Genomic DNA, 25,048 nt, shown 5'->3' on the forward strand with positions numbered 1-25,048 from the left:
CGTCACATCCCCGCCCTCGCTGTCGACACGTCCCGCTACGACACGGTGCTCCAGCGCCTCCGGTGTTCGCCGGCGGCCCGTAGCGAGGAGCGTGTCCATGCATCGCCCGATATCCATCCGAAGCCTGTTCCTGGCGAGCGCCCTCACCCTGGCCTTCGTGCCCGGGTGTCAGGACGCCCCACCGCCCGCTGACTCCCCTCCCGAGCCGCTGGGTGCCGCCACCCAGGGCCTCACCTGCGGCGACAGCCTCATCCCCGCGATGACGGCCGGCGATGCTCCGAGCGGGCTCGCCATCGGCTCCAGCCAGCTCAGTGCGTCCAACCCCGGCTGGATGGCGCTCGACGGCAGCGACACCACCATGTGGCTCTCCGCGAGCGGACAGGCCACGGCCTGGCTCACCTACGAGTTCTTCAACGGCCCCAAGACAGTCACGCACTACGCCATCAAGTTCTCCAACGGCACGCTCAACGCACGAGCGCCACGGGACTGGACGCTGCAGGGCTGGTCCGGCACCGCGTGGAACACGATTGACTCGCGCACGCTCCAGACGAACTGGGGAGGCACCGAGCAGCGCGAGTTCGCCGTCGCGACTCCCACGGCCTACAGCAAGTACCGCCTGGTCGTGACGGAGGACAACGCGGCCGGCACGGGCGTAGACGTCCTCTCCATCGGCAAGCTGAGCTTCTTCAACTGCGCCTGCGCCGCCAGCGTCAACCAGGTACCGGACATGACGAGCGCGACCGGGCCCTCCGGCATCGTCACCGCCTCGGGGGTCATCGACGCGGAGCCGGAGTACGACGCCTGGAAGGCGTTCGACAGCGTGGCCACCGGAACATCCATGTGGATCTCCGCCATCAAGCAGACTCCCGCGTGGTTGGCCTACGAGTGGACGGACGGTCCTCGCATCGTCAGCCGGTACGCCATCAAGTACGCCAACGGAGACATTACCACGCGCGCGCCGAAGAACTGGACCTTCCAGGGCTGGAACGGCAGCGCGTGGGTGACGGTGGACACGCGCATCGACGAGATGAACTGGTTGGGCGCGGAGCGGCGCGAGTACACGCTCAGCACCCCGAGGACGTTCAGCAAGTTCCGGCTGAACGTGACGGACGACAATGACTCTCGCACCGGGGTCGAGGTCATCTCCCTGGCGCGGCTGGAGCTGCTCGGCTGCGTGCGCGACACGGTGGCGCCCATCGTCCCGGTGTTCACGGGCTTCACGCCGGCCTCTCCCAGCACGCAGACCAGTACGACTCTCGCCGGCACCACGGAGGCGGGAGCCACCGTGCGGCTCTTCTCCGGAAGCAGCTGCGCCGGAAGCCCCCTCGCGAGCGTAACGGCCACCGCCACGGGCACCTTCACCCGCCCCTTCACCATGACGGCCAACACCACGAGCACCTTCTCCGCGAAGGCGGAGGACGCCGTGGGCAACATCTCCGCGTGCTCCGCCGCCATCAGCTATGTCCATGACAACATCGCCCCCACCACGCCCTTCCAACTCGGCTTCGTCCCCAATGGAGTGGGAACGCAGTTGACGCCCCTGCTCGAAGGTCGCACCGAGGCGGGCGCGCTTGTCCGCGTCTTCCAGAACTCCAGCTGCGGAGGGACTCCGCTGACCACCACCACGGCGAACGCGACGACCGGCAACTTCAGCCTCAACCTCACCGTGGGGACCAACTCGGTGACGACGTTCTCCTTGCGAGCCGTGGATGCCGCTGGCAACACCTCCGGCTGCTCTCCGACGGTGGCGTACACGCACGACAACCTCGCGCCGCTACCGGCCACCTTCATACCGGGACTGGTGCCCTTCCCCCAGGCGCCCTTCGTCAGCGCGGTGCGCACCCTGGCCGAGCCTCGCACGCGGGTGGTCCTCTTCTCGAACGCGGGCTGCACCACGCCCATGGGCACGGAGGTGCCGCTGGACAATGCAGGCAGCGCGATGGTGCCGCTGCTCGCCAACCAGGTCGGTGTCACCGTCTTCGCGAGGGTCCGGGACGCGGCGGGAAATCAGTCCTCCTGCACGTCCTTCACGGAGACCTGCGTCGCGGGCTTCCTGGACTGCGATGGCAATCCGGGCAACGGGTGTGAGACGTCGATGATGGAAGACGCGGCGAACTGCGGCGCGTGCGGCACCGTGTGCGGAGGCGCGGCCTCGGCGAGCGGCGTCTGCGGCGCGGGGACGTGTGGCCTCGGCTGCGCGGTGGGCACCTTCGACTGCGACGGCAACGCGGTCAACGGCTGCGAGTCCTCCACCGCCTGTGCTCCGGGCGTGTGTCAGGTGACGCCGAACCGCGAGCTGCTCATCACCGACCTGTCCGTGGTGGAAGACCCGGTGCGCACCACCGGCAACGGCGTCTGGACATTCGGCACGCTGATGCGCCGCATGAACGGCGGGCAGAACCCCTCCGAGCTGGTGCGCAACTGGCTGAAGACGTGGGAGCAGGACCAGTTCATCGAGGCCTCGTTCGTCGCCGCGCGCACGCGCATCCGCCCCGACGTGCTCGGGCCGTGGGAGGCACGCAGCGGCGGTCCCACCGCACAACTCGACTTCAACACGGCGCCATTCCGACTGCTTGCCATCGTCAACCGCATTGACCTGCGCAGCGAAGGTACGCACTCAGGTGAGGGCCGCTTCGTCTTCGGCGTCACCACACCCACGGGCCAGCCGCTGCCGTTCACCGTCATCCTCGAATACATGCTGCCCGGCGATGGACCGGAGGACATCCAGCGCTGGGCCCGTGACTGGCACGAGTTGGGCACACTGAGCCTCGGCACGCCCGCGTTCAACACGAAGCTCCAGGCGCTCACGGACCGCTTCACCCAGTCGTTCGTGGCACCCGGCCACTTCATGGGCAGCGCCATCCATCAGGTGCGTACCAACGAGAACGCGCTGGACCCGCTGTGGGAGCTGCGCGAGTTCCACTTCGGGCCCACCGGCCTGGCGCCCGCTCCCGTGGCCCTCACGCCGGAGCTCTTCCACGCCGGTTCGCCCCTGGTGTCGAACTACGTGCAGCAGAACGTAGCGCCCCTCATGAACGGCACCCACGAGGTGCCGGCCTTCTTCGAGGGACAGCCCTTCCTGGCGGGCTCCGCGCTCACGCCGTTCTTCTTCTTCTGGGACGCGCCGGGCGCGGACCCCGAGGCCCGGCATCGCTTCTCCCTGAACACGTGCAACGGCTGCCACGCGGGCGAGACGCAGACCCCCTTCCTGCACATCTTCCCGCGCTCGGCCGGTAGCGCCTCGGGCCCGTCGCCCTTCATGGTCAGCCAGGCGCCGATTCCTGACCCCGTGAACTCCTCCATCACCCGCGTCTTCGACGACCTGGGCCGGCGAGACGACGACCTGGAGAACCTGGTGTGCGGAGCACCGCAGGGCTTCCAGGCGATGACGGGCTCCGTGGGTGAGGCCCTGCTCGCGCCACGCTCACTGAGCAGCGCGAAGAACCTGGACGCTGCCGTGCCGGGCTTCCCGCCCCGCTCGAACCTGCCTCCGGGCCGCGTCCACTGAGACGCACCGGACACACGAAGTGAATGGGCCGGGCTCCACCAAGGCGCGTGGAGTCCGGCCCGAATCATGTCCAAAGGACATCACGCGCTGGCTCAGAAACTCCCGAGCATCCAGGCACTGCCCACGAGGATGGAGACCGTGGACGCCACGCGAGGAACATGCGTCGCCAGCTTGGAGGAGAACTGCTTGATGCGGGAAAAGGCGGCGATGCTCGCGGTGAGCGCGGACATGGCCAGCGTGCTGCCGATGGAGAACCCGCCCAGGTAGAGGGCCTGCTCCGGCGCCGTGCCCGACACCGCGATGGGGAGCAGCAACACCAGCGCGGATGCCCCCGTCAGACCGTGCACCAACCCCACGGCGAGCACGCCTCGGGACGCCTGAGCCTCATCGCCCGCGCCCAACTTCCGCCGCAGTCCCCAGACGCCCATCCCCAGCAGCGCGAGTCCCGCGAGGCGTTCGGCCCAGCGATCAACGGACTCCAGATGCACCGCGGACAGGAGCACCAGCAGCACTCCCGCGGCAATCAAGGTGCCGAGCCCATGGCCAAACCCCCACAGCAGCCCCACCCGCCACGCGCCCCGACGACGTCCGACCGAAAGAGGGGCGAGACTCAGCAGATGGTCCGGTCCCGCCAGTGCGTGCAGCGCACCTGAACCGACAGCCGCGAGCGCGATGAGGGGCATGGTCATGGTGGTATCCACCTGCTGAGGGAGAGATGCCCATCCCCCCGCCCGCGTTCCAAGACATCGACTCAGGGGTCCCGCGAAGCCCCGCCGCCCGGTCGATGGAACGCCCGCCTACCCGCCCAGGACGGGCCCTGGGGCCAGCACTCCCGCCGAGACTTCCCGCCACCAGGGCGTGGCCTGCTCCAGGCGCAGGGGCTCGCTCGCGGCCCCCAGGCGAGGCGTGAAGAGCCGGACCTGCTGCTCGGAGGCCAGCCGGAGCAGCGTCTCCGCGGGCTCATCCCATGCGTGCAGGGCCAGGTTGAAGGTGCCCCAGTGCACCGGCATCAACCGGCCGCCCCCGAGCATCTCGTGGGCCTTGAGCGCGTTCTCCGGTCCCAGGTGGATGGTGCCCCAGCTCGGATGAAAGGCACCCACCTCCAGCATCACCAGGTCGAACGGACCATGTCTCCGCCCCACTTCGCGCAGCTCCTCCGTCAGCCCTGTGTCACCACTGAAGAAGAGGCGGTGCTTGTCACCCTCCAGAACCCAGGACGCCCACAGCGTCCGGTTCCGGTCGCCCAAGCCGCGCCCGGAGAAGTGCTGCGACGGCGTGGCGGTGAGTGTCACCGGTCCCACCGTGGTCCGCTCCCACCAGTCCAGCTCGGTGATCAGCTCCGGCGCCACACCGTAGGCCTCCAGGTGGGCCCCCACGCCCAGGGCCGTGACGAACGGAACGCGCCGCTTCGCCAGGGCCTGGATGGTGGGCCGGCACAGGTGGTCATAGTGGTCGTGCGACAGCAGCACCACGTCCAGCTCCGGCAACGCGTCCAGGGACACCGGCGCCTCGTGGAAACGCCGAGGCCCGGCGAAGGACATGGGCGAGGCACGCTCGCCGAACACGGGGTCCGTCAGGATGCGCGCGCCGTCCAGCTCCAGCAGCATCGTGCTGTGCCCCAGCCACGTCACCCGCAGGCCGGTGTCGGGCCTCCGTCCCCAGGCTTCCAGCGGGTTCTCCAGGGGCAACGGCCCCGGAGGCGTGCGCTGCGCGCCCCCGAAGAAGTACTCGCCGAGCAACGGCAGGGGGTTGCCCTGGATGCCAGGGTGCACGGGCGCGGTGTTGCGGAACCGACCCTCCGCGAACTGGCGGGAGGCGCTCACCCGCTCGAGTCGCAGCCCCGAGATATGCCCACCACGGCTGGAAGAAGACATGTCGTCGTGTCTAACGCCTTGGCCCGATTCTGGCCACCCCACCAGGAGGGCGAGCGATGGGTCGCCCTCCCGGCGGGTGGAAGTCAGTCCAGTCGGACGTGCTGCTCCAACCGCTCCTCGGCCGTCAGCTCGCGGTTGGCGACCTCCAGGTCGAAGTCGAAGGTGGCGTACTCGATGCGGCCCGTGAAGGGGAACGTCCCCCGGTCCAGGTACCCGCGGCTCACGGGCGAACGAGAGTCCATTCCGACATCCATGCACTCGGTGCTGAAACGCCCGCGACACTGACGCGGAATCGCCACGTGGCCCACGTCCTTGCCGTTGATGAAGATGCGTGCCGACGCGGGGCCGCCCAGCGTGTCGGACTCATTGGTGAACGCGAGCTTCAGCTCCACCCGCCCCGTGGGGACCTCGATGTCCGACACGGCCTCGTGCCGCTCCACGTCGAAGAAGTTGTAGTGGTACACGAGCCGCCGGTCCTTCACGTACAGCGACCAACCACCCATGTCTCCGCCCACGCAGACCAGCACGCCCTCGGTGCCCTCCGAGGGAAGGTCCGCTCCGACGGTGAGCGTGTAGCTGATGTTGTTCGTCTTCGGCGCGCTGCCCTCCGGCAGATAGGTCATGCCCGAGTAGAACGTGACGCGCTTGCGCCCGTAGAACCAGCTCGGGCGGAGCGTGACGTCCGCGCGCTCGATGAACCGGTCATCCAGGGGCAGCACGTCGTACTTCGCCGCCTCCACCATGAACAGGTCCTGGAGCTCGCGCAGCTTCTCGGGATGTCGGGCCGCGACGTCCACCGCCTGGCTGTAGTCGCCCCGGAGGTCATAAAGCTCCCAGCGGTCCTTGGCGAAGTCCGCCGTTCCCACCGTCTGCCACGGCAACCGGCCATGTCGGCATGAGGCCATCCAGCCATCGCGATACAGCGCCCGGTTGCCGAACATCTCGAAGTACTGGGTGGTCCGCGTGCTCGGAGCGTCCTCGGCCTTTTCATCGAAGGTGTACGCCAGGCTGACGCCCTCGATGGGCTTCTGCGGCGTGCCCTTCATCATCGTCGGCTCGGTGATGCCGATGACCTCCAGCAACGTGGGCGCGATGTCGATGATGTGGTGGAACTGGAAGCGCGAGCCACCTCCCTCGGTGATTTCGCGAGGCCACGAAACAATCATCGGGTTGCGCGTGCCACCGAAGTGCGAGGCCACCTGCTTCGTCCACTGGAACGGCGTGTCGCCCGCCCAGGCCCAGCCCACCGGGTAGTGCGGCGACGTGCCCGGCAGGCCTATCTCGTCCTGTCGGTCCAGGAGCTGCTGGAGGTCGGGCGCGTACCCTCCCAGCGTCAGCATCTCGTTGAGGGTGCCCGTGAGCGTGCCCTCCGCGCTCGAGCCATTGTCTCCGATGATGTAGAGCACGAGCGTGTTCTCCAGCTCACCCAGGTCGTCGAGTGCCTGGACGACTCGGCCCACCTCGTGGTCCGCGTGGGACAGGAAGTCCGCGTAGTTCTCCGCCATGCGACTGAAGAGCTGCTTCTGCTCGTCGTCGAAGGAGTCCCAGGCCGGAATCTCCGCGGGGCGCGCGGTGAGCTTCGCGTCGGGAGGAACCACGCCCAGCTCTATCTGCCGCTTGAACACCTCCTCGCGATAGGCGTCCCAGCCCTGGTCGAACTTCCCCTGATGCCGGCCTCGCCAGTCGAGTGGTGGCTGGTGCGGCGCATGGCCCGCGCCGGGTGCGAAATAGAGGAACAGCGGACGCTGTGGGGCAATCGACTTCTGCTGGCGCATCCACCCGATGCAGTCATCCGCGAGGTCTCGCGTGAGCTGATAGCCCTCCTCGGGCGTCCGGCCGGCCTCCACGGGCTCCGTGCCCCGATAGAGCGCGGGACGGAACTGGTCCGTCTCACCGCCGATGAAGCCGTAGAAGTAGTCGAAGCCCCGCTGCGTGGGCCAGTTGTCGAACGGCCCCGCCGCGCTCGTCTGGTTGTCGGGGACGTTGTGGTTCTTCCCCCACCAGGCCGTGCCGTAACCATTCTGTTGGAGGGTCTCCGCGATGGTGCCACAGCTCTTGGGGATGATGCCCGTGTAGCCGGGGTAGCCCGTGCCTATCTCGCCGATGACTCCCGACGCGGCGCTGTGGTGGTTGCGGCCGGTGAGCAACGCGGCCCGCGTGGGCGAGCAGAGCGCGGTGGTGTGGAACTGGCAATACTTCAACCCGCTCCGCGCGAGCCGCTCGGCCGTCGGCATCGAGACCCGTCCGCCGAACGCGCTGGACCACCCATAGCCCACGTCGTCCAGCAGCACGAGCAGCACGTTGGGCGCGCGCTCTGGCGCGTTCGGCTGGCGCGGGAAGTCGGGCTTCGAGTCCTGATAGGTCAGCCCGATCTTCGCTTTCGAGAAGCGGTACTCCGGGCCTGGGTAGACGTGGCGATCCACCTTCCGAGGGAACCGAGGCTTCCTGGCCATCGCACGAGTCCTTGCTGCGCCGGGCGCAAAGAAAACCGAGGGCACGGCACCATGGAGACAGGTGGGCCCCCCTGGACGCGCCTTCAAGCCACCCCCGAGCGCCGCCCAGCCCCCGGGCCTGTGTCCACCCCCTGGACGACGGGGAGGAACAGCCAGGCACGCATCCGCTCGAACCCTGGGAGGTGAAACCCGCTAGGGTGCCGCCATGATCGACGAGAAGCCGTTCGTCTCCCGCCACCGCTACGAGCACCACCATCCGACGGTGCTCGCCATCTATTGCTCGGATGGACGCTTCACGGATGCCGTGGAGGACCTCGCCACCCACCTGGGCCATGAGCGCATCGATACGCTGACCATCCCCGGTGGTCCCGCGCTCCTCAACCGCTGGGTGGCTGACTATCTGGAGAGCGACACCATCACCCGCGCGGCACGCTTCCTCATCATCGGCCACCACATCGAGGAGGTCCTCCTGCTCGCTCACGCCAACTGCGGCTACTACCAGTCCCGTCACGGAACGATGGGGCCGGAGTTCATCGCGGAGCAGCAGGTCCAGGATCTGCGTCACGCCGCCGAGCAGCTCCAGAAGGAGCACACCGGCATCCGCGTGCGCCCCTTCTTCGTCCACCCGGAAGCGGAGCGCATCCACTTCAAGCCCGTAGCCCTCCACGACTGAGGCCGCGGACGACCCTCTGGCTCAGCGCGAGTCCGTCCGCCCCGCCGCCTCCGCTTGCCCCACGCGGGAGTGCTTGCGGCCGTAGCCGAAGTAGATGACCAACCCCAGCGCGAGCCAGAGGATGAGGCGTATCCAGGTCTCCGTGCCAAGGCCCAGCATCAGGGCCGTGCAGACGAAGATGCCCAGGATGGGGACCACGGGCACGAAGGGCGTCCGAAAGGGCCTGGGCAGATCCGGCCGCGTGTAGCGCAACACCAGGATTCCGGCACAGACGACCACGAACGCGAACAGCGTTCCGATGGAGACGAGGTGCCCGAGCAACCCGATGGGAAACAGCCCCGCCACCACCATGGACACGGCTCCGGTGATGAGCGTGGACACATAGGGCGTGCGGAAGCGCGGATGGATGCGGCCGAAGAACGGTGGCAACAACCCGTCGCGCGACATGGCGAAGAAGATGCGCGGCTGCCCCATCAACATGACGAGCACCACGGACGCCAGTCCCGCGATGGCCCCCACCCCGACGATGGGGCGGAGCCATTGCAGGGCCGGGCCCCCCTCGGAGATGGCCACGTACACGGGCTCGGGCACGTTCAGCGTGCGGTACGGCGCCAGGCCCGTCATCACCGCCGCCATCAGGACGTAGAGCACCGTGCACACGATGAGCGAGCCGAGGATTCCCGTGGGCAGGTCCTTCGACGGGTTCTTCGTCTCCTGCGCGGCCGTCGAGACGGCGTCGAAGCCGATGTACGCGAAGAAGATGACGCCCGCTCCCGACAGCACCCCGCTCCAGCCAAACTCTCCGAAGCGCCCGGTGTTGGGAGGGATGAAGGGCGTCCAGTGCTCCCGCTCGACGTGGAAGGCGCCGAAGACGATGACGAGCAGGACGATGGCGACCTTCACGAAGACGATGATGTTGTTGACGCGCGCCGACTCGTGGATGCCGACGACGAGCAGCACCGTGAGCACGCCCACCAGCAGCACCGCCGGAAGGTTGATGAGCGCTCCGGTGGCGTGAGGGATGAGCGAGCCCGGCGCGGTGTCGAACGGAGCATTCGCCAAGGCCGCCGGCAGCTGCCACCCCACGTAGTCGCGAAGGAAGGCCGTCAGGTAGCCGGACCACCCCACCGCCACGGCCGAGGACGCGAAGAGATACTCCAGCATCAGGTCCCAGCCGATGATCCACGCCACCAGTTCGCCCAGCGTGGCGTAGCCGTACGTGTATGCGCTGCCGGCGACGGGAATCATCGAGGCGAACTCCGCGTAGCACAGCCCCGCGAAGAGACAGCCGACCCCGGCCAGGACGAACGACAGGACGATGGCGGGCCCCGCGTGCTGCGCCGCCGCCGTCCCCGTCACGACGAAGATGCCCGCGCCGATGATGGCCCCGATTCCCAGCAACGTCAGCTGGAACCCATTGAGGGTGCGGTGCAGCTCATGCCCCGCGCCATCCTCGTCCTGGAGCCTCGCGAGGCTCTTCTTCGACCAGATTCCCACGGGCGGCAGTCAATGCCGGCCCGCGAGCATTCGGAAGCACGGACAGCGGCGCTCGTCGGCAAGTGTCACCCGGCGAGCGAATCACCGGAGCGGCGCCCCCGGTATCGACTCAGCCGCGGCGGTGGTCGCGGCGGTCCTCACGGCGCTCGCGATGGTCCTCACGGCGCTCGCGATTGTCCTCATGAAGCTCCTGCTTTCCCTCGCGGACCTCGCGCTCCGCCAGCCGGATGAGCTCCTGGATGAGGTCCCGCTTGCGGTGCAACGCGCCACCATTCCGGCGGCCCTCCAGCTCCGCGAGCTCCCGGGCGATGACCTGCCGAGTGCGCAGCGTGGCGGCCTCCGCCTTCACATCGCGGCGGTCATCCCGGGCATCCCGCCGGTCATCGCGGAGGTCCCGCTTGTCGTTGACGTACGCGGCCCGGCGCCCCCAGGCGGCATCGTCGCGGACCTCCCACTGCTCCGCGCGCACCTCGCGCTGGCTGCGCTGGGCCTCCCGCTGCGAGGACGACAGCTCGGTGCGGCTCTCCATCATCTCCGCGCGAAGAAGCTGGCGCAGGCGCCCTTCCACGGCATCCATCTCACGGGTGTCACGACGCGCCCAGGCCTTGTCGAAGCGGGCCAGGACGGCCTTCAGCTCCTCCACGTCCTTCCGGTCGTCGCGAAGCTCGCGGCGGTCCTCATGCACTTCGTAACGGTCCTGCGCGCGCTCCCATTGGTTGGAGCGGGACTGGGCCTGCGCGCTTCCCGCGAAGAGAAGTCCCGCGAGCACGGCGGATGAAAAAGCGTTCATGGTGGGGGGCCTCGTGAGCGCGAAGCTCGCTTGTGTGTACAGGCCTACTGACGCGGCCTGAGCCATTTTATTCGAGGCTTCGAGCCCCCGGGTGGAGACAAGGTAGGACTCGCGCCGACTACTGGGCGGCGACGGTGCAGTCGCCCGTCACATTCGGCGCGGGGTTGCCATTCACCGTGTTCCCACTGAAGACGTTGTCGCTCTCGACCACCAGCTCCACCGCGCCGCTGCCTCGGTTGCACACCACCACGCCCCCCGCCCCTGCCTGGTTGTCCAGGAAGCGGTTGTGTCGCAGGGTGACACCGCGAGTGCCAACATCCTCCACGTAGATGGCCGCCGCGGGCCCCTTCGTCACGAAGTTGTCTTCGAAGAGGTTGTCCACGATGAGGTCGTTGTTCGGCTGGAAGTAGTGCAGGGCCGCGCCGCCGCCCAGGTCGTAGATGTTCTGTGAGTTGGGCCAGGCGAGCACGGGCCTCACCGTCAGGCCGCTCCACACACTGCCCCGGAACGCCTCCAGGCCGTTGTTCCGGAAGGTGTTGCCGCGCACCACGGAGTCACGTCCGTGCGTCACGCACATCGCCCCGCCACCCGCCATGGAGGACGTGCCCGCCTGAGCGAAGCGGTCGATGTCCGACGTGCGGTTGCCTTCGAACAGCGTGCTCTCCACGCGAGAGCCCACGGTGAACATCAGGTCCAGCGCGCCGCACTTCGCCGCGGACACGTTGTCACGGAACACGGAGTTCCGAATCGTCACCGGCCCCGGGTAGTAGGCCCACAGCGCGCCACGCGTCCAGTCTCGGTCGCCGTTGTATTCGTTCTTGCGCACCTTCTCGAAGACCATGTGGTCGAAGACGGGGTGTCCGTCTCCCACGGAGTTGTCTCCATAGAAGTTCATGCCCCACCAGCCATACGGGTTCGTCGAGGTGAGCAGCACGGGCTTGTCCGCCGTGCCACTCACCTGGATGCCGCCGTACACACGCACTTCCACGCGGCCCTTCTGGTGGTTCATCACGCTGTCCGGCGCACCCGCCGCGACATCGGCCTCCGTCACCTCCGGGCGCCCCTTGAAGTCGAGGATGACGCCGGGCTGCACCTTGAGGACCTGCCCCTTCGGAATCGTGACGACGCCCTGGGCATTGCCGATGACCCGGTAGGGGGAGCCCGCCGCCGTCAGCGTCCCGGACAATGTGCCCGTGACGACCGTGCCGCCATCCGTCGGCACCTCGACGGGCCCCGCATCCTGGCCTGCGTCCAGGCCACCATCCAAAGCACCGCCATCCGTCCCAGCATCGGCTCGGCCCGCATCCACGGGGTCAGGACCACTGCCACCGTCCACGCCGGAGTCGCCTCCATCCGAGGTCCCAGGGCCAGCGTCGCGCTCAGGTTCGCCACCAGCATCTCGCTCCGGTTCGCCGCCAGCGTCACGTTCGGGCTCTCCACCGGCATCGCGCTCGGGCTCTCCACCAGCGTCGCGTTCGGGCTCTCCACCAGCGTCGCGTTCGGGCTCGCCACCGGCGTCACGTTCGGGCTCGCCACCGGCGTCACGTTCGGGCTCGCCACCGGCGTCACGTTCGGGTTCTCCACCGGCGTCACGTTCGGGTTCTCCGCCAGCATCGCGCACGAGCCCGCCACCATCCTCCACTCCCACGCCGTCTTCAGGGTCCGTCGACGAATCTTCGCCGGAACAAGCAAAGGCACTCACCGAGAGAGACACGGCGACGACGCTGGCAATCAAGAAGGAAAACGAAGATGTCTTCATAGGCGGGCTGGCAGGTAACACGAGCAGGAGTCAGCCACCATTGCATGAGGGTCCCATCCCATGCGGACCAACCTTCGCTCCGAATTCCTGCACGAAGGTACGTGCCCGCCTCACGCGCCAGGCACTTCCCCACCCCCGCGGTCGGGCTTCCCTCCTCCAGTGACCCGTACATGCCGCGCACTCACCTCACCTGCATGGTCGGTTTTCATGCACCAGGTGGAGACATCCCGTGCACTGAAGCCTGCTCCCTCGCTTCGCCACACCGTGGCTGACGTACCGGGTCTGGAATCCGACCGCGAACGGGACGCCTTCCTCGCCGGGGGTCGCGTAGACTCCGCGCCACGATGAACCGCGAAGAAGCGAACCAGGCCCTCGAGCTCATCCGCCGCGTCGTGTCCCAGGCGCGTGACGACTCGGCCCTCCAGAACTGGGGCGTCATCTGGATGCTCCATGCCTTCACCAACGCCGCGGGCTTCGCCGCCACTCAGTGGCTCTGGAATCGGGGAGACCGGACGCCCGGCGCCTACGTCGTCCTCTGGAGCGCCATCCTGGCCTTCAACATCTCCAGCATCTTCCTGCTCAAGCGCGGCCAGACGGCGGGCGCGCGCTCCTTCGTCGAGCGGCAGATCTGGGCCATCTGGACCACGTTCATGGGCGGCATGGGGCTGGTGGCCCTCATCAACTGGCTGCTCGGCCTGGACCGGCTGTTCATGCCCGCGGTGGCCTGTGTGTTGTTCGCCACCGCCTTCTCGATGATGGGCGCGCTGATGGGCCGGGTGTGGTTCACGGTGGCGGCCTTCTTCGCGGTCGTCTCCCTGATGATGACGCGCTTGCCAGAGCACGGCTTCAGCCTGCTGGCCGCGCTCTGGTTCGCGGTGCAGTTCGGCGGAGGGCTCGCGCTCCACCGCGCCCGCTTGCGCAGGCGCGCGGCCCGGACGCCCGAGGCCCGGCTGGTATGAAGCCGGAGTCGCTCGCCGCACTGGTGGCCCTCGCAACCGAGCCGTGGGGGCTGGACGAGCTGGAGCTTCACTCGCGCCTCGCGGTGGCTGGAGTGACGGACCCCGCGTCGGCGCTGCGCGCGATTGCCCTGGCGGGACTGGCTCGTGAGGAGCGACGCCGCTGGGTCCCTACGCCGTTGGGACACGAGGCCCTGCGCGAGGCCCACCTGCTCCTCGCGAGCAGCCAGGACCCGAGCCCCAGTCCCCCCGGCATGGAGGAGTGCCCGTCCGTGCCCTGGCTCACCCAGGTGCAGACGCACTGGGTGGAGGCCGTCTCACTCAACTACGCGGTGGACGCGGAGCGACTCGCGCGCCTGTTGCCCGCGCCGCTCGTTCCAGAAATCCATCGCGGCACCGCGTGGGTGCAGGTGCTGATGTCGTCCCTGCGCGACATGCGTCCCCAGGGCGTGTCTCCCCTGCTGGGCGTGTGCTTCTACCAGGTGAGCTATCGGGCGGCGGTGCGCTATCGCAACGCGCGCGGGGAGTGGCGACGCGGCGGCTACTTCGTGCGCAGCGAGACGAATGACCCGGTGATGCGCCGCGTGGGCAATGCGCTGGACGAGTTCCGCTTCCACGAGTTCGGCGAGGCGCACATGGTGATGGCTCGCGAGGGTGAGCTGCTCACCGTCGCGGCGGACCCGGAGGCGGCCTTTCCCGGAGGGCGCCTCGTCGGCGTGTTCGACACCCGGCCCCAGACACACCCGCCCCAGGGCAGCGTGTGGACGGGGCTGGAGGACCTGCACGAGCCGCTGGTCGAGTGCTACGACGCGCTCGGTGTTTCGGGCGACTTCGTCTACGTCCTCACCATCGACCGTGCCCCGTGGAACGCCCGCTTCTGCACCCCGGTGGAGCTGTACTGCGAGTACTTCGAGGAGGGCCCTCTCGCCCCGGGAGCGCGCCTGGACTCGGTCCTCCACCTCACGGAGTGTGCCTACCGCTGGCGGCCTCTTCGCAGGGAACGACATACCGTGGAACCGTGAGCGACCCGGCGGAGTCCAACGCGCGATGAAGACCTCCCTCGCACTCGTCGCCGGCTTCCTTGGCGCCCTTCTCTCCCTGAGCGCCCACGCAGGGGACCGCGTCGCCACCGCTCGCGCCTCGCGGATGAAGGACGTCACGGCCCTCTTCGCCACCGCCGGGACACCCTGGCCCACGGACCAGCTCTATGTCCGGGCCTTCAAGCACGAAAAGGAGCTGGAGGTCTGGGCGGGGCCCAAGGAGGGTCCGCTGGTGAAGGTGAAGACGTACCCCTTCTGCGCCGCCTCGGGAGAGCTGGGGCCCAAGCGTCGCGAGGGCGACCTCCAGGTCCCGGAAGGGTTCTACACGCTCGACCTCTTCAACCCGGTGAGCAACTTCCACCTCTCCGTGCGGGTCAGCTATCCCAACACGGCGGACAAGCACCACCAGAAGCCGGGCGTCCGGCTGGGCGGCAACATCTTCGTGCATGGCAACTGCGTGAGCATCGGCTGCATCGCCATCGAGGATGGCCCCATCGAGGAGCTCTACCTCATGGCGCTGGACACGCGCGCCCGGACGAAGCGGGACGCGCCCATCCACATCTTCCCGCGCAGGCTCGACGCGGCGGGGATGGCGGCGCTGGAGAAGCAGGCAGGCGCGGACACCTCGCTGGTGTCGTTCTGGAAGAGCCTCCAGCCCGCGTACACCCTCTTCGAGGAGAGCCGCCAGGTGCCTCGCACCTCGGTCGTCGCGAAGACGGGTGCCTATGTCGTGACACCCGCGACGAAGGCCCCTCGCGCGGGACGATGACCGCGCGAAGGGCGCCGCGCGTCACAGCGGATACAGGAACCCCGCCGCCGTCTCGTCCTGGGCGCTCAACACCAGGTCTCCCGCCGTCACACCGCACGAGTAGTTGACCATCACCGAGTTGGGATCCGGGGTCTCCGTCAGCATGCACGTGCCCGTGGTCCGCGGACAGAGCACGCTGCCCGGCTCATGCACGAAGCCCAGCACATGCCCCAGTTCGTGCCGCAGGAGGCCCCTGAGCGTCAAAGGGGCGATGTTCCCGAACGCGGTGTTGTCGATGAGCAGGCTCCGCGCGGAGCGGGCCGCATTCGGGAAGAACGCGCGGGCCAGATACTGGCCGCCCGTGTTGACCGGTCGGATGTCGAAGACGACGCCCTCCTGCGAGGCAATGCAGGCCCCGTCGAGCGAGCTCTCGTGGATGAAGTTCACGCCCGCCACGGCTTCCCACGCCTTCGCCGCGCTGCTCATCGCCGCGATGACGTCGGCCTGGCGCGTGCCGAAAGACCTGCTGACGCAGTACCGCAAGTCGCGCACCGCCGTGGCGCCCCACATGACGAGGACGCCATTGGGGCACCCCACGGCCAGCGCGTCCTCGCGAGTCCCCAGTCCGTCCCGTCGCACGTAACGGTCGTGGTACGCGCGCAGCGCCGTGTCGCCGTCGAACGCCAGGTCCGGCGGCACGACATAGACGTTCGAGTCGGGCTCCCGGTATGCCCTCGACTTGAACTCCTCGAAGGCCGCATCGGAGGTGCCTGCCGGGGCATCTGCCGGCTCCTGTTCGACGCTCCCGCATGCCGAGAGCAGGAGGGACACTCCGAGACACCACCCCACGAAACGGACACTGCGCATGACTCCCCCTTTGACGGCTCCCAAAGCCGCCCAACCAGAAATAATAGCAAATCTGGAAGGTGACCTGGGAGCCGGGGGGCTGAACTTCAATCCGGCGTGGGGTGCTCTTCTTCCGGCGTGGGGGTGGGGGCACCAGGCGGCGGAGACGCGGGCGGCTCCGTCTTCAAGACATTCACCAGGGCCATCATCTGGGCCACCAGGGTGGTCAGTCCCTGGCCGTCCTGCGCGCCGCTGGCGCCGCCGATGGACACCGAACGCAGTTCGCGAGGCTGCGGCAGCTTCTCCGCGATGGCGGGCAGCAACTCCACCAGCCGCGCCTGCACGTTGGACGCACTCAGCCCGTTGAGGATCTGCTGGCGCAGCTCCAGGTGCTCCAGCTCGACCCGGGCCTGACGGTTGGCCGCGGCGCGCTCCACGTCGTGAGCGTCCGTGCTCGCCAGCGCGGTGCGCTTGAGCCTTGCCGCCTCCACCTCCTGGTGCAGTCGCGCCAGCTCCGCCTCACCTGCCAGCCGGGCCTTCTCCAGCTCCGCGGCCTGGAGCACCGTCTGCTGCCGCTCCGTGGCCAGCTTGCGCGCGTCCTCTTCCTCGCGATGCTGTCGCCGCTGCCGCTCGGACTGCTCGCGGTCGTACGCCTGCGCGTCCTTGCTCGCCCGGAGCGCGGACAGCTCGCCATCGCTCTCCAGTTGCATGCGCTCGCGCGTCTGCTCCACCTCCAGCTCACGCTGGGCCAGCGACTCCTCCTTCCCCAACGACGCCAGCCGGGCGATGCGCTCCTGCTCGGCGCGGAACGGCGTCTGGAGGCTCTCCCACAGGCGCGCGGAGCTGACCACGGCCTCCTTGATTTGCACCGTGACGATGCGCAGCCCCAGGCCCTTGTCGGTGCCTCCGCCGCCCTCCGCCACGTGCCGCAACCGGGCCGTGAGTTCCTCGATGATGGGCTGCTTGTCGGACAGCACCGCGTCGATGCTCATGGTGGCCACCTTGTCCTTGATGGCCGCCTCCGCCTGCTCGCGCAGCTGCACGTTCACCACGCGCATCGGGTCCTCCACGTCGGTGAAGTCCAGCTTGCGGTAGGCCGTGCCGAAGTCCTCGATGATCCACTGCACGTAGCCCTGCACCAACAGGCCCTGCAGCTCGCGGCAGATGCAGTGCGCGTTGATGAGGATGGTCTGCATCGCCCCCGGCACCACCAGGAACGAGTCCTTCGAGGGGTCGTATGCGAACGACACCCCCAGGCCGAGCGTCAGCGGCTGCGCATGCCCACGGCGCGTCTGCACCACGTAGGCATTGGGCGGGACGACGACCGTCTTCCAGCGCCAGAAGCCGGTGATGCGCACGTCCACCGCGTTCCCCGGGCTCGCACCACCACCTCCTCCTCCTCCTCCTCCGCCCCCTCCTCCGGGTGACGCCGGGCGGGACGCGCTCGCCGACGCCATGGCGATACCGCCCACCATCTGCTTGCGAGCCCGCAGGTCCACCTCCAGGCGCTGCTGCTGCTCCCGCACCTGGTCGAGATACGCGTTCTTCACCGGCTCCTGGGACGACATGGACGCTCCCCCTGAAAAGGGGCCCATCCAAGCACACGTCAGGAGCCCCGAGGAGGCGGGGGGCGCTACTTGCCCTTCACCAGCAGGATGTCCACGCGGCGGTTCAGCTCGCGCCCGCGCGGAATCAGGTTGGGGGCCTTGGGACGGGTATCGCCCAGGCCGGAGGCGTCGATGCGCGACGGGCTCAGGCCCGCCTTCACCAGCAGGTCCGCCACGGCCTTGGCGCGCGACTCGGAGAGCGCCTGTCGCGCCGTCGCCGGAGCCTCGCGGTTGTCCGTGTGTCCCTCCAGGCGCAGCTTCAGCGTCTCGTCCCGCACCAGCAGGTCCACCAACAGGGCCAGGCCCTCCGTGGAGTCCTTGCGCGGCGCGGCCTGCTTCTCCGCGAAGCGCGGGGGCTTGGGCAGCTCCACGCGCTCGTTCTTCACCTGCGGCTGCTTCGCCTTCTGCGCGGGCGCGGGCGCCAGCACGAAGGCCACCGAGGCCTCGCGGTCTCGGCTCACCTTCACCTGACGCGTCTGGGCCAGGAACCCCTTGGAGAGCACATCCACCGTGTACTCACCCGGGGGCAGCATCACCGGCACCGGCTTGCGCGCGTTCTTGTCGAGGAGGACCTGCTGCGGCGCGCCCTTGCCCCGGACATACGCCGTGGCGGCCACGGGCTTCTTGCCCGCGAGCACCTTCAGCAGCAGCCGCCCCGGCGCCACCGGGCCCTGCTCCGGAGATTCCCGGGGCTTCGTCCCCGCGACTGGCGGCGCGGTGACAGGAGGCGCCGTCACGGGCGGCGCGGTGACAGGCGGCGTCACCTGCGCCACGGCGATGGGCGGCGCACCCGCGTCCTGGCCTTCCACCAGCGTGGCGTCCGCGAGCGGCGCGGTCATCTCCGCCGATACATCGTGCGACAGCTTCAGCTTCAGCCGAGGGTCGGGCGCGGTGGGGTTGATGCCGGGAATCACCTTCACCCGCATCCGCAGCCCCTTCTGCGCCTGGAACGTGACGGAGGCCGTCATCTTCCAGAGGAAGCCGCTCTCCTCGCTGAAGAGGTTCCACGCGTCGTTGTTCGTATAGGTGACGCGCGACACCAGCGTGTAGGAGCCCTCCTCCACCTTCAGCGACGCGAGGCGATGGATGCCCGGGCCGGAGATGACGTCCAGCCCCGGTACCGCGAGGGGTTGGCCGTTGAGGATGAAGTCCACCTCCAGCAGCTTGTAGGCCCGCGCGGTTCCCGCGCCCGGGAGCCCTTCGTAGGTGATGACGACCTCTGGAGGAGGCGTCTTGACCAGGGCCTGGAGCTGACGGTCCAGGTCCTCGCGGGCCCGCTGCTCGACGGTGGACGGTTCAGCCGCGCGAGCCGTGGCGCCGACGAGGGCCAGGATGCAGAGCCACAGTGCTTGTACGGAGGAATAAGCCACGGGGGTCCACAGCATCGCACAACCTGGGCCTGCCGCGAGTTGTCAGCCGGGCGGGCTGACCACCAGCCGACCGTCGGCCCCCCTCCCCTCACTCCAGGTCCCGGCCGGACAGGGGCCTGGGGTGTGGCCCGGTCCACGTTTTTGGCTCCCATCCCGCCGCCAAGGGCGCTACTCCTGGGCGCCGAAGACTCCCCCGAAGAGGCGCGCGCGATGAACGACTTCCAGTTCCAGGAAATGCTCCCGCTGGGCAAGGACGAGACGCCCTACCGATTGCTCACGAAGGACCACGTCTCCACCTTCGAGGCCGGCGGACGCACCTTCCTCCAGGTCGCCCCCGAAGCGCTCACCCTGCTGACCCGGGAGGCCATGCGGGACATCGCGCACCTCTTGCGCCCCGGGCACCTGGGCCAGCTTTCGAAGATCCTCCAGGACCCGGAGGCGTCCGCGAATGACCGCTTCGTCGCGCTGGAGCTGCTGAAGAACGCGAACATCGCCGCCGGTGGCGTGCTGCCGTCCTGCCAGGACACGGGCACCGCCATCATCATGGGCAAGAAGGGCCAGCACGTCCTCACCGACGGCCATGACGAGGAGGCCCTCTCCCGCGGCGTCTTCGAGACGTATCGCACGTCCAACCTGCGCTACTCGCAGATGGCGGCGCTGGACATGTACAAGGAGGCCAACACCGGCAACAACCTGCCCGCGCAGATCGAGCTCTACGCGACGGGCGGCGACGCCTACAAGTTCCTGTTCATGGCCAAGGGCGGCGGCTCGGCCAACAAGAGCTATCTGTTCCAGGAGACCAAGGCGCTGCTCAACCCGACGAGCCTCCTGGCCTTCCTCGACGCGAAGATCCGCTCGCTGGGCACCGCGGCGTGTCCGCCGTACCACCTGGCCATCGTCGTGGGCGGCACGTCCGCGGAGTTCGCGCTGAAGACGGCCAAGTACGCCTCCGCGCGCTACCTGGACACGCTGCCCACCGAGGGCAACGCGCTGGGCCGGGGCTTCCGCGACGTGGCGCTGGAGCAGGAGGTGCTGAAGCTCACGCAGCGCATGGGCATTGGCGCCCAGTTCGGCGGCAAGTACTTCTGCCACGATGTGCGCGTCATCCGGCTGCCGCGCCACGGCGCCTCGTGCCCGGTGGCCATCGCCGTGTCGTGTTCGGCGGACCGGCAGGTGCTCGGCAAGATTACGCGCGACGGTGTCTTCCTGGAGCAGTTGGAGGCGGACCCGGCGAAGTACCTCCCGGAGACGACGGACGCGGACCTGGCCGGCGAGGTGGTGAAGCTGGACCTCAACCGTCCGATGAGCGAGCTGCGCGCGGAGCTGTCGCGCTACCCCATCAAGACGCGCGTGTCGCTCACCGGCCCCATGGTGGTGGCGCGCGACATCGCCCACGCGAAGCTCAAGGAGCGGTTGGACCGGGGCGAGGGCATGCCGCAGTACCTGAAGGACCGCATGGTCTACTACGCGGGCCCGGCGAAGACGCCGGAAGGGTATGCCTCCGGCTCGTTCGGTCCGACGACGGCCGGCCGCATGGACGCGTACGTGGACCAGTTCCAGGCGGAGGGCGGCAGCTTCGTGATGCTGGCCAAGGGCAACCGCTCCCAGGCCGTCACCGACGCGTGCAAGAAGCACGGCGGCTTCTACCTGGGCTCCATTGGCGGCCCGGCGGCCCGGCTCGCCAAGGACTGCATCACCAAGGTGGAGGTGCTGGAGTACGAGGAACTGGGCATGGAGGCCGTGTGGAAGATTGAAGTGGTCGACTTCCCGGCCTTCATCGTGGTGGACGACAAGGGCAACGACTTCTTCGCCCACCTCAACAAGCCCTCCGCGAAGAAGGGCTGAGGGCACGCCGTGGAGTGGCGGGACTGAAGCGCCACCCCTCAAGTGGCGCTCCGAGGGCCTCGGCTCAGCGACGCCGGCGAACGAGCGTCGGAAGCACGAGCAACAGGAGGCCGAAGAACAAGGAGCCTCCTCCTCCCGCGCAACCGCACGACTCGGACTCCTCCGGCCTGGGGACGATAGCGCCACCGTCCACCACGCCACCGTCTCCTGCCCCTGCGTCACCGGGACCCGCGTCGTCACCGGGACCCGCGTCGTCGCCAGGACCCGCGTCGTCGCCAGGACCCGCGTCACCGGGTCCGGCGTCCGCAACCGGGCGCTCGGTGATGGTCACCGGAAAGTGACAGGTCGCTTGATGGCCGGCGTGGTCCGTGACCACCACGTCCACGGTGCTCGTCCCGACTGGGAACACAGAGCCCGAAGGAGGAACACTCTCCACCGTCGGAGCGGGGTCCAGCGCATCGCTCACGGAGACATCGAACAGGACCGCCGCTCCCTCGATGCCGTTCAACCCCACCGGACACGTCAGCGTGGGCGGCGAGGTGTCACGCCGGATGGAGACCCGCTGCGACGTCGTACCTCCCTGCGATGTCGCGGAGCAGGTGAACACCTGCTCCAGGGTGTCCCTCGTCACCGTCTCGGCTTCGCAGCCCGTCGTCTGGGTGACGCTCGACTCTGCTTCCTCGATGGACCACGCGAGCGAGACGTCCCCCACGTAGAAGCCATTCGCGCCGAGCACCCCTGTCACGTTCGCCTTCACGACCGGCGGGGTGACGTCGACATCCACCGCGAACGGCTCCATCCCATATTCAGGGTGAACCGCCGCCAGGAACAGCGTGCCAGAGACCGTGATAGGCGCTGACGGAGACGAGGGCATTGCCCCTGGCCAGAGGTCCGCGACCAACGAGGGCTCGCCCGCGCCCGGGTCGAGCCGACAGAGCTCCAACCCCACGGCTCCCAGCTCACAATCCAGGAACACCGTGTCCCGGTACGTGGTGAGCCACGACGACCCCAGCACGGAGCCCACCACCGTGGTGCCTTCGGGGGTCCCATCCGTCCTCGCCAGATACCGACCCGAAGCGGTCTGGATGAGGAGCACCGCGCCCGCACCTTGCCGCGTGGCGGCGAGCAGCCGCGTATCCCCTGTCCCCGGCTCGAAGTCGCCCAACCGCTGTGCACGAGTGCCACGCAGCACCCAGACCTCGCGCCCCACCTCCGCGCCCTTGGCCGTGAAGAACAACAGCGGACCGACCGCGTGCAAGTCGGCGGGCTCCACGTCCTGCGTGCCAGGAACGAGCGCCGTCCCCATCACGGAGCCGTCACTCGACCAGAGGGATGCGCCCCGAGTGACGAACGCCACCCGGTCCTCATAGGCGACCGGCTTCCCCGCGGGGACGGTTGCGAGCCTTATCACCGAGCCCGCAACGCGGGCCCCGTCCGTGCGGTACGGGAAGTAATCGCTCTCGCTGGTCAGGTACTGGCGGAAGAACACCTGGGTGCCGGCCACGGCGAGGAAGTCGAGCGGACGACCGGCAAGCGACTGCATCGAGAGCGTTCCATCCCGGGTGCCATCACTCTCCGCCAGTTCGTAGCCTGAATCCCATTCGCGCCCCAGAATCATCCTCGAGCCCAGGTGGGCCTTGCCAGAGGCGGGACTCAGGTGCACGGCATCGCCAGGCCCCCCCTTCGAAATATACAGCGCCGCGCCTTCACGGAAGGTGAGCGCGTCCCCCCAGCGTTCCAGCTGGGTGATGGTCGAATACAACGAGAACGCATCACGGATGACGTGCGTGCCGGCGTGCGTGCCGTCGGTGCGAAGCAGCGACGATTGTCCCAGCGCCTTCGTCGCGCTGAAGTACGCGAACGTATCTCCCGAGGTCCAGTTCTCGGGGTAGGACCCCGCGTTCGACCAGGTCCAGACTTCCGTCACGGCACCTTCCGGTCCGCCTTCGGGGAAGGCGTGAAGCAACAAGCCGCTGCCCTCGATGGAGAACGCGTGCAGCGTCCCTCCCCTCGACACGACGTCGGTCAGTCGCCCTTCGAAGACCCTCGAGGTCCCTTCCGGTGTGCCATCGGTCCGCCACACGGATTCGGCACTGCCCTCGGGAGTCCCGGAGAGCAGCACCTGGGCGCCGACCGCGGTGAACGCCGTGACACTCGTTCCAGCAGCGCCTGGGCTGAGGTCGGCGAGCAACCCGGTGCCCGCCTCCGTGCCGTCCGTGGTCCAGGGCTCCAGGCCCGTCAACGCATCGCTGGCGACGAAGTAGAGCCGCCCGCCGTTCTGGACGACCACGCTGGTGCTGGGAAGCGCGGCGAACCTTCGGACCACGCGAGGCGCTGCGACGCCATCCCACGCGAACACCGCGGGACCGGTCGAGTCGACTCCCACGTAGACGAACTGGGAGCCAATGCGGGAGACGGGGCCCACCAGTCGCTCAAGCCACTGGAGCACGCGCGTCCCCGAGGACGTACCGTCCGTCCGCCAGAGCGCGACACCCAACTCGGTCGACACCGCGAAGTGCACCTGGGACCCGAGCGGATCCAACCAGGAGGCCAGCAACGTGGTGCGATTGGACCTGATGGAAGCAATCGTCGTCGTGCCACTGACCGTTCCATCCGAGGCCCTCAACGCGATGTCATAGACGCGATTGGAACCCGACCAGGCGCCGAACACAGACCGGGGGCCGATGTCGAGGTTGGGCCCGGTGAACGGTTCGATGGTGGAGACCTGCTTGGTCCCAGCAGGGGTGCCATTGGTGACGTAGAGGTCCCAGAGGTAGATGTTGCTGTAGCCGGAGCGGAACCAGAGCTTCCCTCCTCGAATGGACAGGCGAAGCTCGCGCGAACGCGTGGACTGGTCGACCGCGTACACGAGCCGCGTCCCGGTGGCTGTCCCATCCGTCCTCCACAGCTCGTTGCGGGAGCTGAAGTACAGCGCACCCTCGAACTCGAGCAGCCCCGTCGATTCACTGGAGAATCCGTACGGACCGGCCCACGTGTCACTCACGAGGTGGGTCCCTTCGGAGGTGCCGTCGGAGCGCCACAATTCATGGCCGTGCACGCCATCGTTGGCGAGGAAGTAGAGCGCCGAGTCCCAGGTCGTCCACCCGAGGCAGCTCCCGTCACCGGAGCCAGGCCGGATGTCCTTGAGCAGCGTGGTGCCTTCCGGGGTGCCATCGGTCGACCACGGCTCCGAGCCATGGACACCGTCGTCGGCGAGGAAAAAGACCCGCTCCCCCAGCACCCCCATGAGGCGAGGCGTCGACGAGCCCATCCCCGGGTGGATGTCCTTCACCATCCGCGCTGCCCCCCGGGTGAGGTCGGTGACCCACAGCTCATTGCCCGCCGCCGCCGTCGCCAGCGAGAAATACACGCGGTCGCCGACGGAGACGAGCACGCGGGCCCCTGTATAGGGCGTCACGGGCGTGGGATTCAGGTCGGCAATCAGTCGTGGCGTCGCCGCGACAAGACTGAGCACCAACAAGCTGCTGTAGAGCATGCGTGTTCCTCAGGGGGTGTGGTGCGTCCAGGAATGCGGGCGCGCGATGCACCTCGCGTGCCCCGTTAGACGACACCCGCCCTCCCCCGGTGGCGCATTCCCGCCCGCCACGAGACGAGGCCCACCGACCACGCCCCTGCGTCCCGAGAACCTCGTCCCAGGACGAGCCCTCAAGGGAACGTTGCGGGAAACCCTTGCGAAAGAGGCGTGACGCGGGGCGCCCTCACGCGCGCGGCGGCGCTTCTTCCACCGGCACGGCCACGGGAACCTTCTTCTTCGGGATGATGCCGCGACGGGGGCCCTTGAGGGCCACGCCCAGCAGCATGCTCGCCGGGAGCATCATCCCCAATCCTTGCGTGAGGTTGTCGGGAGGATGAACGACGGCCCCCAACACCAGCGCGGAGAACAACAGACCACAGACCAGTCGAAGCAACAGGGAGCTCACGCGAGGAACCTCGGTGACGGGGTGCCCCAGCGTAAACATCCCAGAGGCCCTGTCCAGGCGGCCTCATGGGGCCCTTCAGGGTGGGGCCGAGCAAGCACCCCACCCTGTCCCACCGCCCACGTCGGACGGTGGGAGCGTCAG

Annotated in this window: 18 protein-coding genes; 6 read left to right on the plus strand and 12 right to left on the minus strand. The window is 68.5% G+C overall.

Going from position 1 to position 25,048, the window contains the following annotated elements:
* Positions 1-97 precede the first annotated feature (97 nt).
* The gene (locus tag HUA78_RS38645) at positions 98-3,508 is read left to right on the plus strand and encodes an Ig-like domain-containing protein (protein ID WP_174468477.1); all 3,411 of its coding nucleotides are present in this window, start codon (positions 98-100) and stop codon (positions 3,506-3,508) included.
* Between the two features lie 92 nt (positions 3,509-3,600).
* On the opposite strand, the gene HUA78_RS38650 is transcribed toward HUA78_RS38645, so the two are convergent.
* The 3 genes from HUA78_RS38650 to HUA78_RS38660 all read right to left on the minus strand — a co-directional run bounded on the left by HUA78_RS38650 (position 3,601) and on the right by HUA78_RS38660 (position 7,835).
* Positions 3,601-4,197, minus strand: coding sequence for a hypothetical protein (locus tag HUA78_RS38650; RefSeq protein WP_254624138.1), 597 nt, complete (start codon positions 4,195-4,197; stop codon positions 3,601-3,603).
* Positions 4,198-4,305: 108 nt separating this feature from the next.
* Positions 4,306-5,382, minus strand: a complete 1,077-nt coding sequence (locus HUA78_RS38655; protein ID WP_174458952.1) for an MBL fold metallo-hydrolase — start codon at positions 5,380-5,382, stop codon at positions 4,306-4,308.
* Between the two features lie 83 nt (positions 5,383-5,465).
* Positions 5,466-7,835, minus strand: a complete 2,370-nt coding sequence (locus HUA78_RS38660) for an arylsulfatase (protein WP_174458951.1) — start codon at positions 7,833-7,835, stop codon at positions 5,466-5,468.
* Between the two features lie 205 nt (positions 7,836-8,040).
* Between HUA78_RS38660 and HUA78_RS38665 the strand changes: the two genes are divergently transcribed.
* Entirely contained in the window at positions 8,041-8,508 is a 468-nt protein-coding gene (locus tag HUA78_RS38665; protein ID WP_141646931.1) for a carbonic anhydrase, read from the plus strand.
* Between the two features lie 21 nt (positions 8,509-8,529).
* Here HUA78_RS38665 and HUA78_RS38670 read toward each other — a convergent pair whose 3' ends face one another.
* From HUA78_RS38670 to HUA78_RS46920, 4 genes are all read right to left on the minus strand, one after another.
* Complete coding sequence (locus HUA78_RS38670) at positions 8,530-10,005, minus strand: amino acid permease (RefSeq protein ID WP_174458950.1); 1,476 nt, start codon at positions 10,003-10,005, stop codon at positions 8,530-8,532.
* 109 nt (positions 10,006-10,114) lie between these two features.
* A complete protein-coding gene (locus HUA78_RS38675; protein WP_174458949.1) occupies positions 10,115-10,795 on the minus strand; it encodes a hypothetical protein in 681 nt (226 codons plus the stop codon).
* A 118-nt stretch (positions 10,796-10,913) separates the two neighbouring features.
* Entirely contained in the window at positions 10,914-12,017 is a 1,104-nt protein-coding gene (locus HUA78_RS38680; RefSeq protein WP_254614543.1) for a right-handed parallel beta-helix repeat-containing protein, read from the minus strand.
* Positions 11,966-12,493 (minus strand): hypothetical protein, encoded by a 528-nt coding sequence (locus HUA78_RS46920; protein WP_254624139.1) that lies wholly within the window; start codon positions 12,491-12,493, stop codon positions 11,966-11,968. Before HUA78_RS46920 ends, HUA78_RS38680 begins: the two co-directional genes overlap by 52 nt.
* Before the next feature lie 405 nt (positions 12,494-12,898).
* Here HUA78_RS46920 and HUA78_RS38685 point away from each other — a divergent pair, with 405 nt between their 5' ends.
* From HUA78_RS38685 to HUA78_RS38695, 3 genes are read left to right on the plus strand one after another with little or no spacing between them, the layout of a single operon-like run.
* The gene (locus HUA78_RS38685) at positions 12,899-13,513 is read left to right on the plus strand and encodes a hypothetical protein (protein ID WP_174478483.1); all 615 of its coding nucleotides are present in this window, start codon (positions 12,899-12,901) and stop codon (positions 13,511-13,513) included.
* The gene (locus tag HUA78_RS38690; protein ID WP_174458946.1) at positions 13,510-14,532 is read left to right on the plus strand and encodes a DUF2071 domain-containing protein; all 1,023 of its coding nucleotides are present in this window, start codon (positions 13,510-13,512) and stop codon (positions 14,530-14,532) included. The genes HUA78_RS38685 and HUA78_RS38690 overlap by 4 nt, the downstream gene beginning before the upstream one ends.
* 25 nt (positions 14,533-14,557) lie before the next feature.
* Entirely contained in the window at positions 14,558-15,319 is a 762-nt protein-coding gene (locus HUA78_RS38695) for a murein L,D-transpeptidase family protein (protein ID WP_174478484.1), read from the plus strand.
* A 21-nt stretch (positions 15,320-15,340) separates the two neighbouring features.
* Here HUA78_RS38695 and HUA78_RS38700 read toward each other — a convergent pair whose 3' ends face one another.
* The 3 genes from HUA78_RS38700 to HUA78_RS38710 all read right to left on the minus strand — a co-directional run bounded on the left by HUA78_RS38700 (position 15,341) and on the right by HUA78_RS38710 (position 19,121).
* Positions 15,341-16,165 (minus strand): matrixin family metalloprotease, encoded by an 825-nt coding sequence (locus HUA78_RS38700; protein ID WP_174478485.1) that lies wholly within the window; start codon positions 16,163-16,165, stop codon positions 15,341-15,343.
* An 86-nt stretch (positions 16,166-16,251) separates the two neighbouring features.
* Entirely contained in the window at positions 16,252-17,712 is a 1,461-nt protein-coding gene (locus HUA78_RS38705; RefSeq protein WP_174478486.1) for an SPFH domain-containing protein, read from the minus strand.
* A 65-nt stretch (positions 17,713-17,777) separates the two neighbouring features.
* Positions 17,778-19,121: an OmpA family protein gene (locus tag HUA78_RS38710; protein WP_371745767.1), complete on the minus strand. Its 1,344-nt coding sequence runs from the start codon at positions 19,119-19,121 to the stop codon at positions 17,778-17,780.
* Positions 19,122-19,331: 210 nt separating this feature from the next.
* On the opposite strand from HUA78_RS38710, the gene HUA78_RS38715 reads away from it, so the two are divergent.
* Entirely contained in the window at positions 19,332-20,966 is a 1,635-nt protein-coding gene (locus HUA78_RS38715; protein ID WP_141648781.1) for a fumarate hydratase, read from the plus strand.
* Positions 20,967-21,030: 64 nt separating this feature from the next.
* On the opposite strand, the gene HUA78_RS38720 is transcribed toward HUA78_RS38715, so the two are convergent.
* A complete protein-coding gene (locus tag HUA78_RS38720) occupies positions 21,031-24,462 on the minus strand; it encodes an HYR domain-containing protein (protein WP_174478487.1) in 3,432 nt (1,143 codons plus the stop codon).
* A 223-nt stretch (positions 24,463-24,685) separates the two neighbouring features.
* A complete protein-coding gene (locus tag HUA78_RS38725) occupies positions 24,686-24,907 on the minus strand; it encodes a hypothetical protein (protein ID WP_141648779.1) in 222 nt (73 codons plus the stop codon).
* Positions 24,908-25,048 lie beyond the last annotated feature (141 nt).

This window comes from Myxococcus sp. CA033 (assembly GCF_013336625.1).
GTDB lineage: Bacteria > Myxococcota > Myxococcia > Myxococcales > Myxococcaceae > Myxococcus > Myxococcus llanfairpwllgwyngyllgogerychwyrndrobwllllantysiliogogogochensis.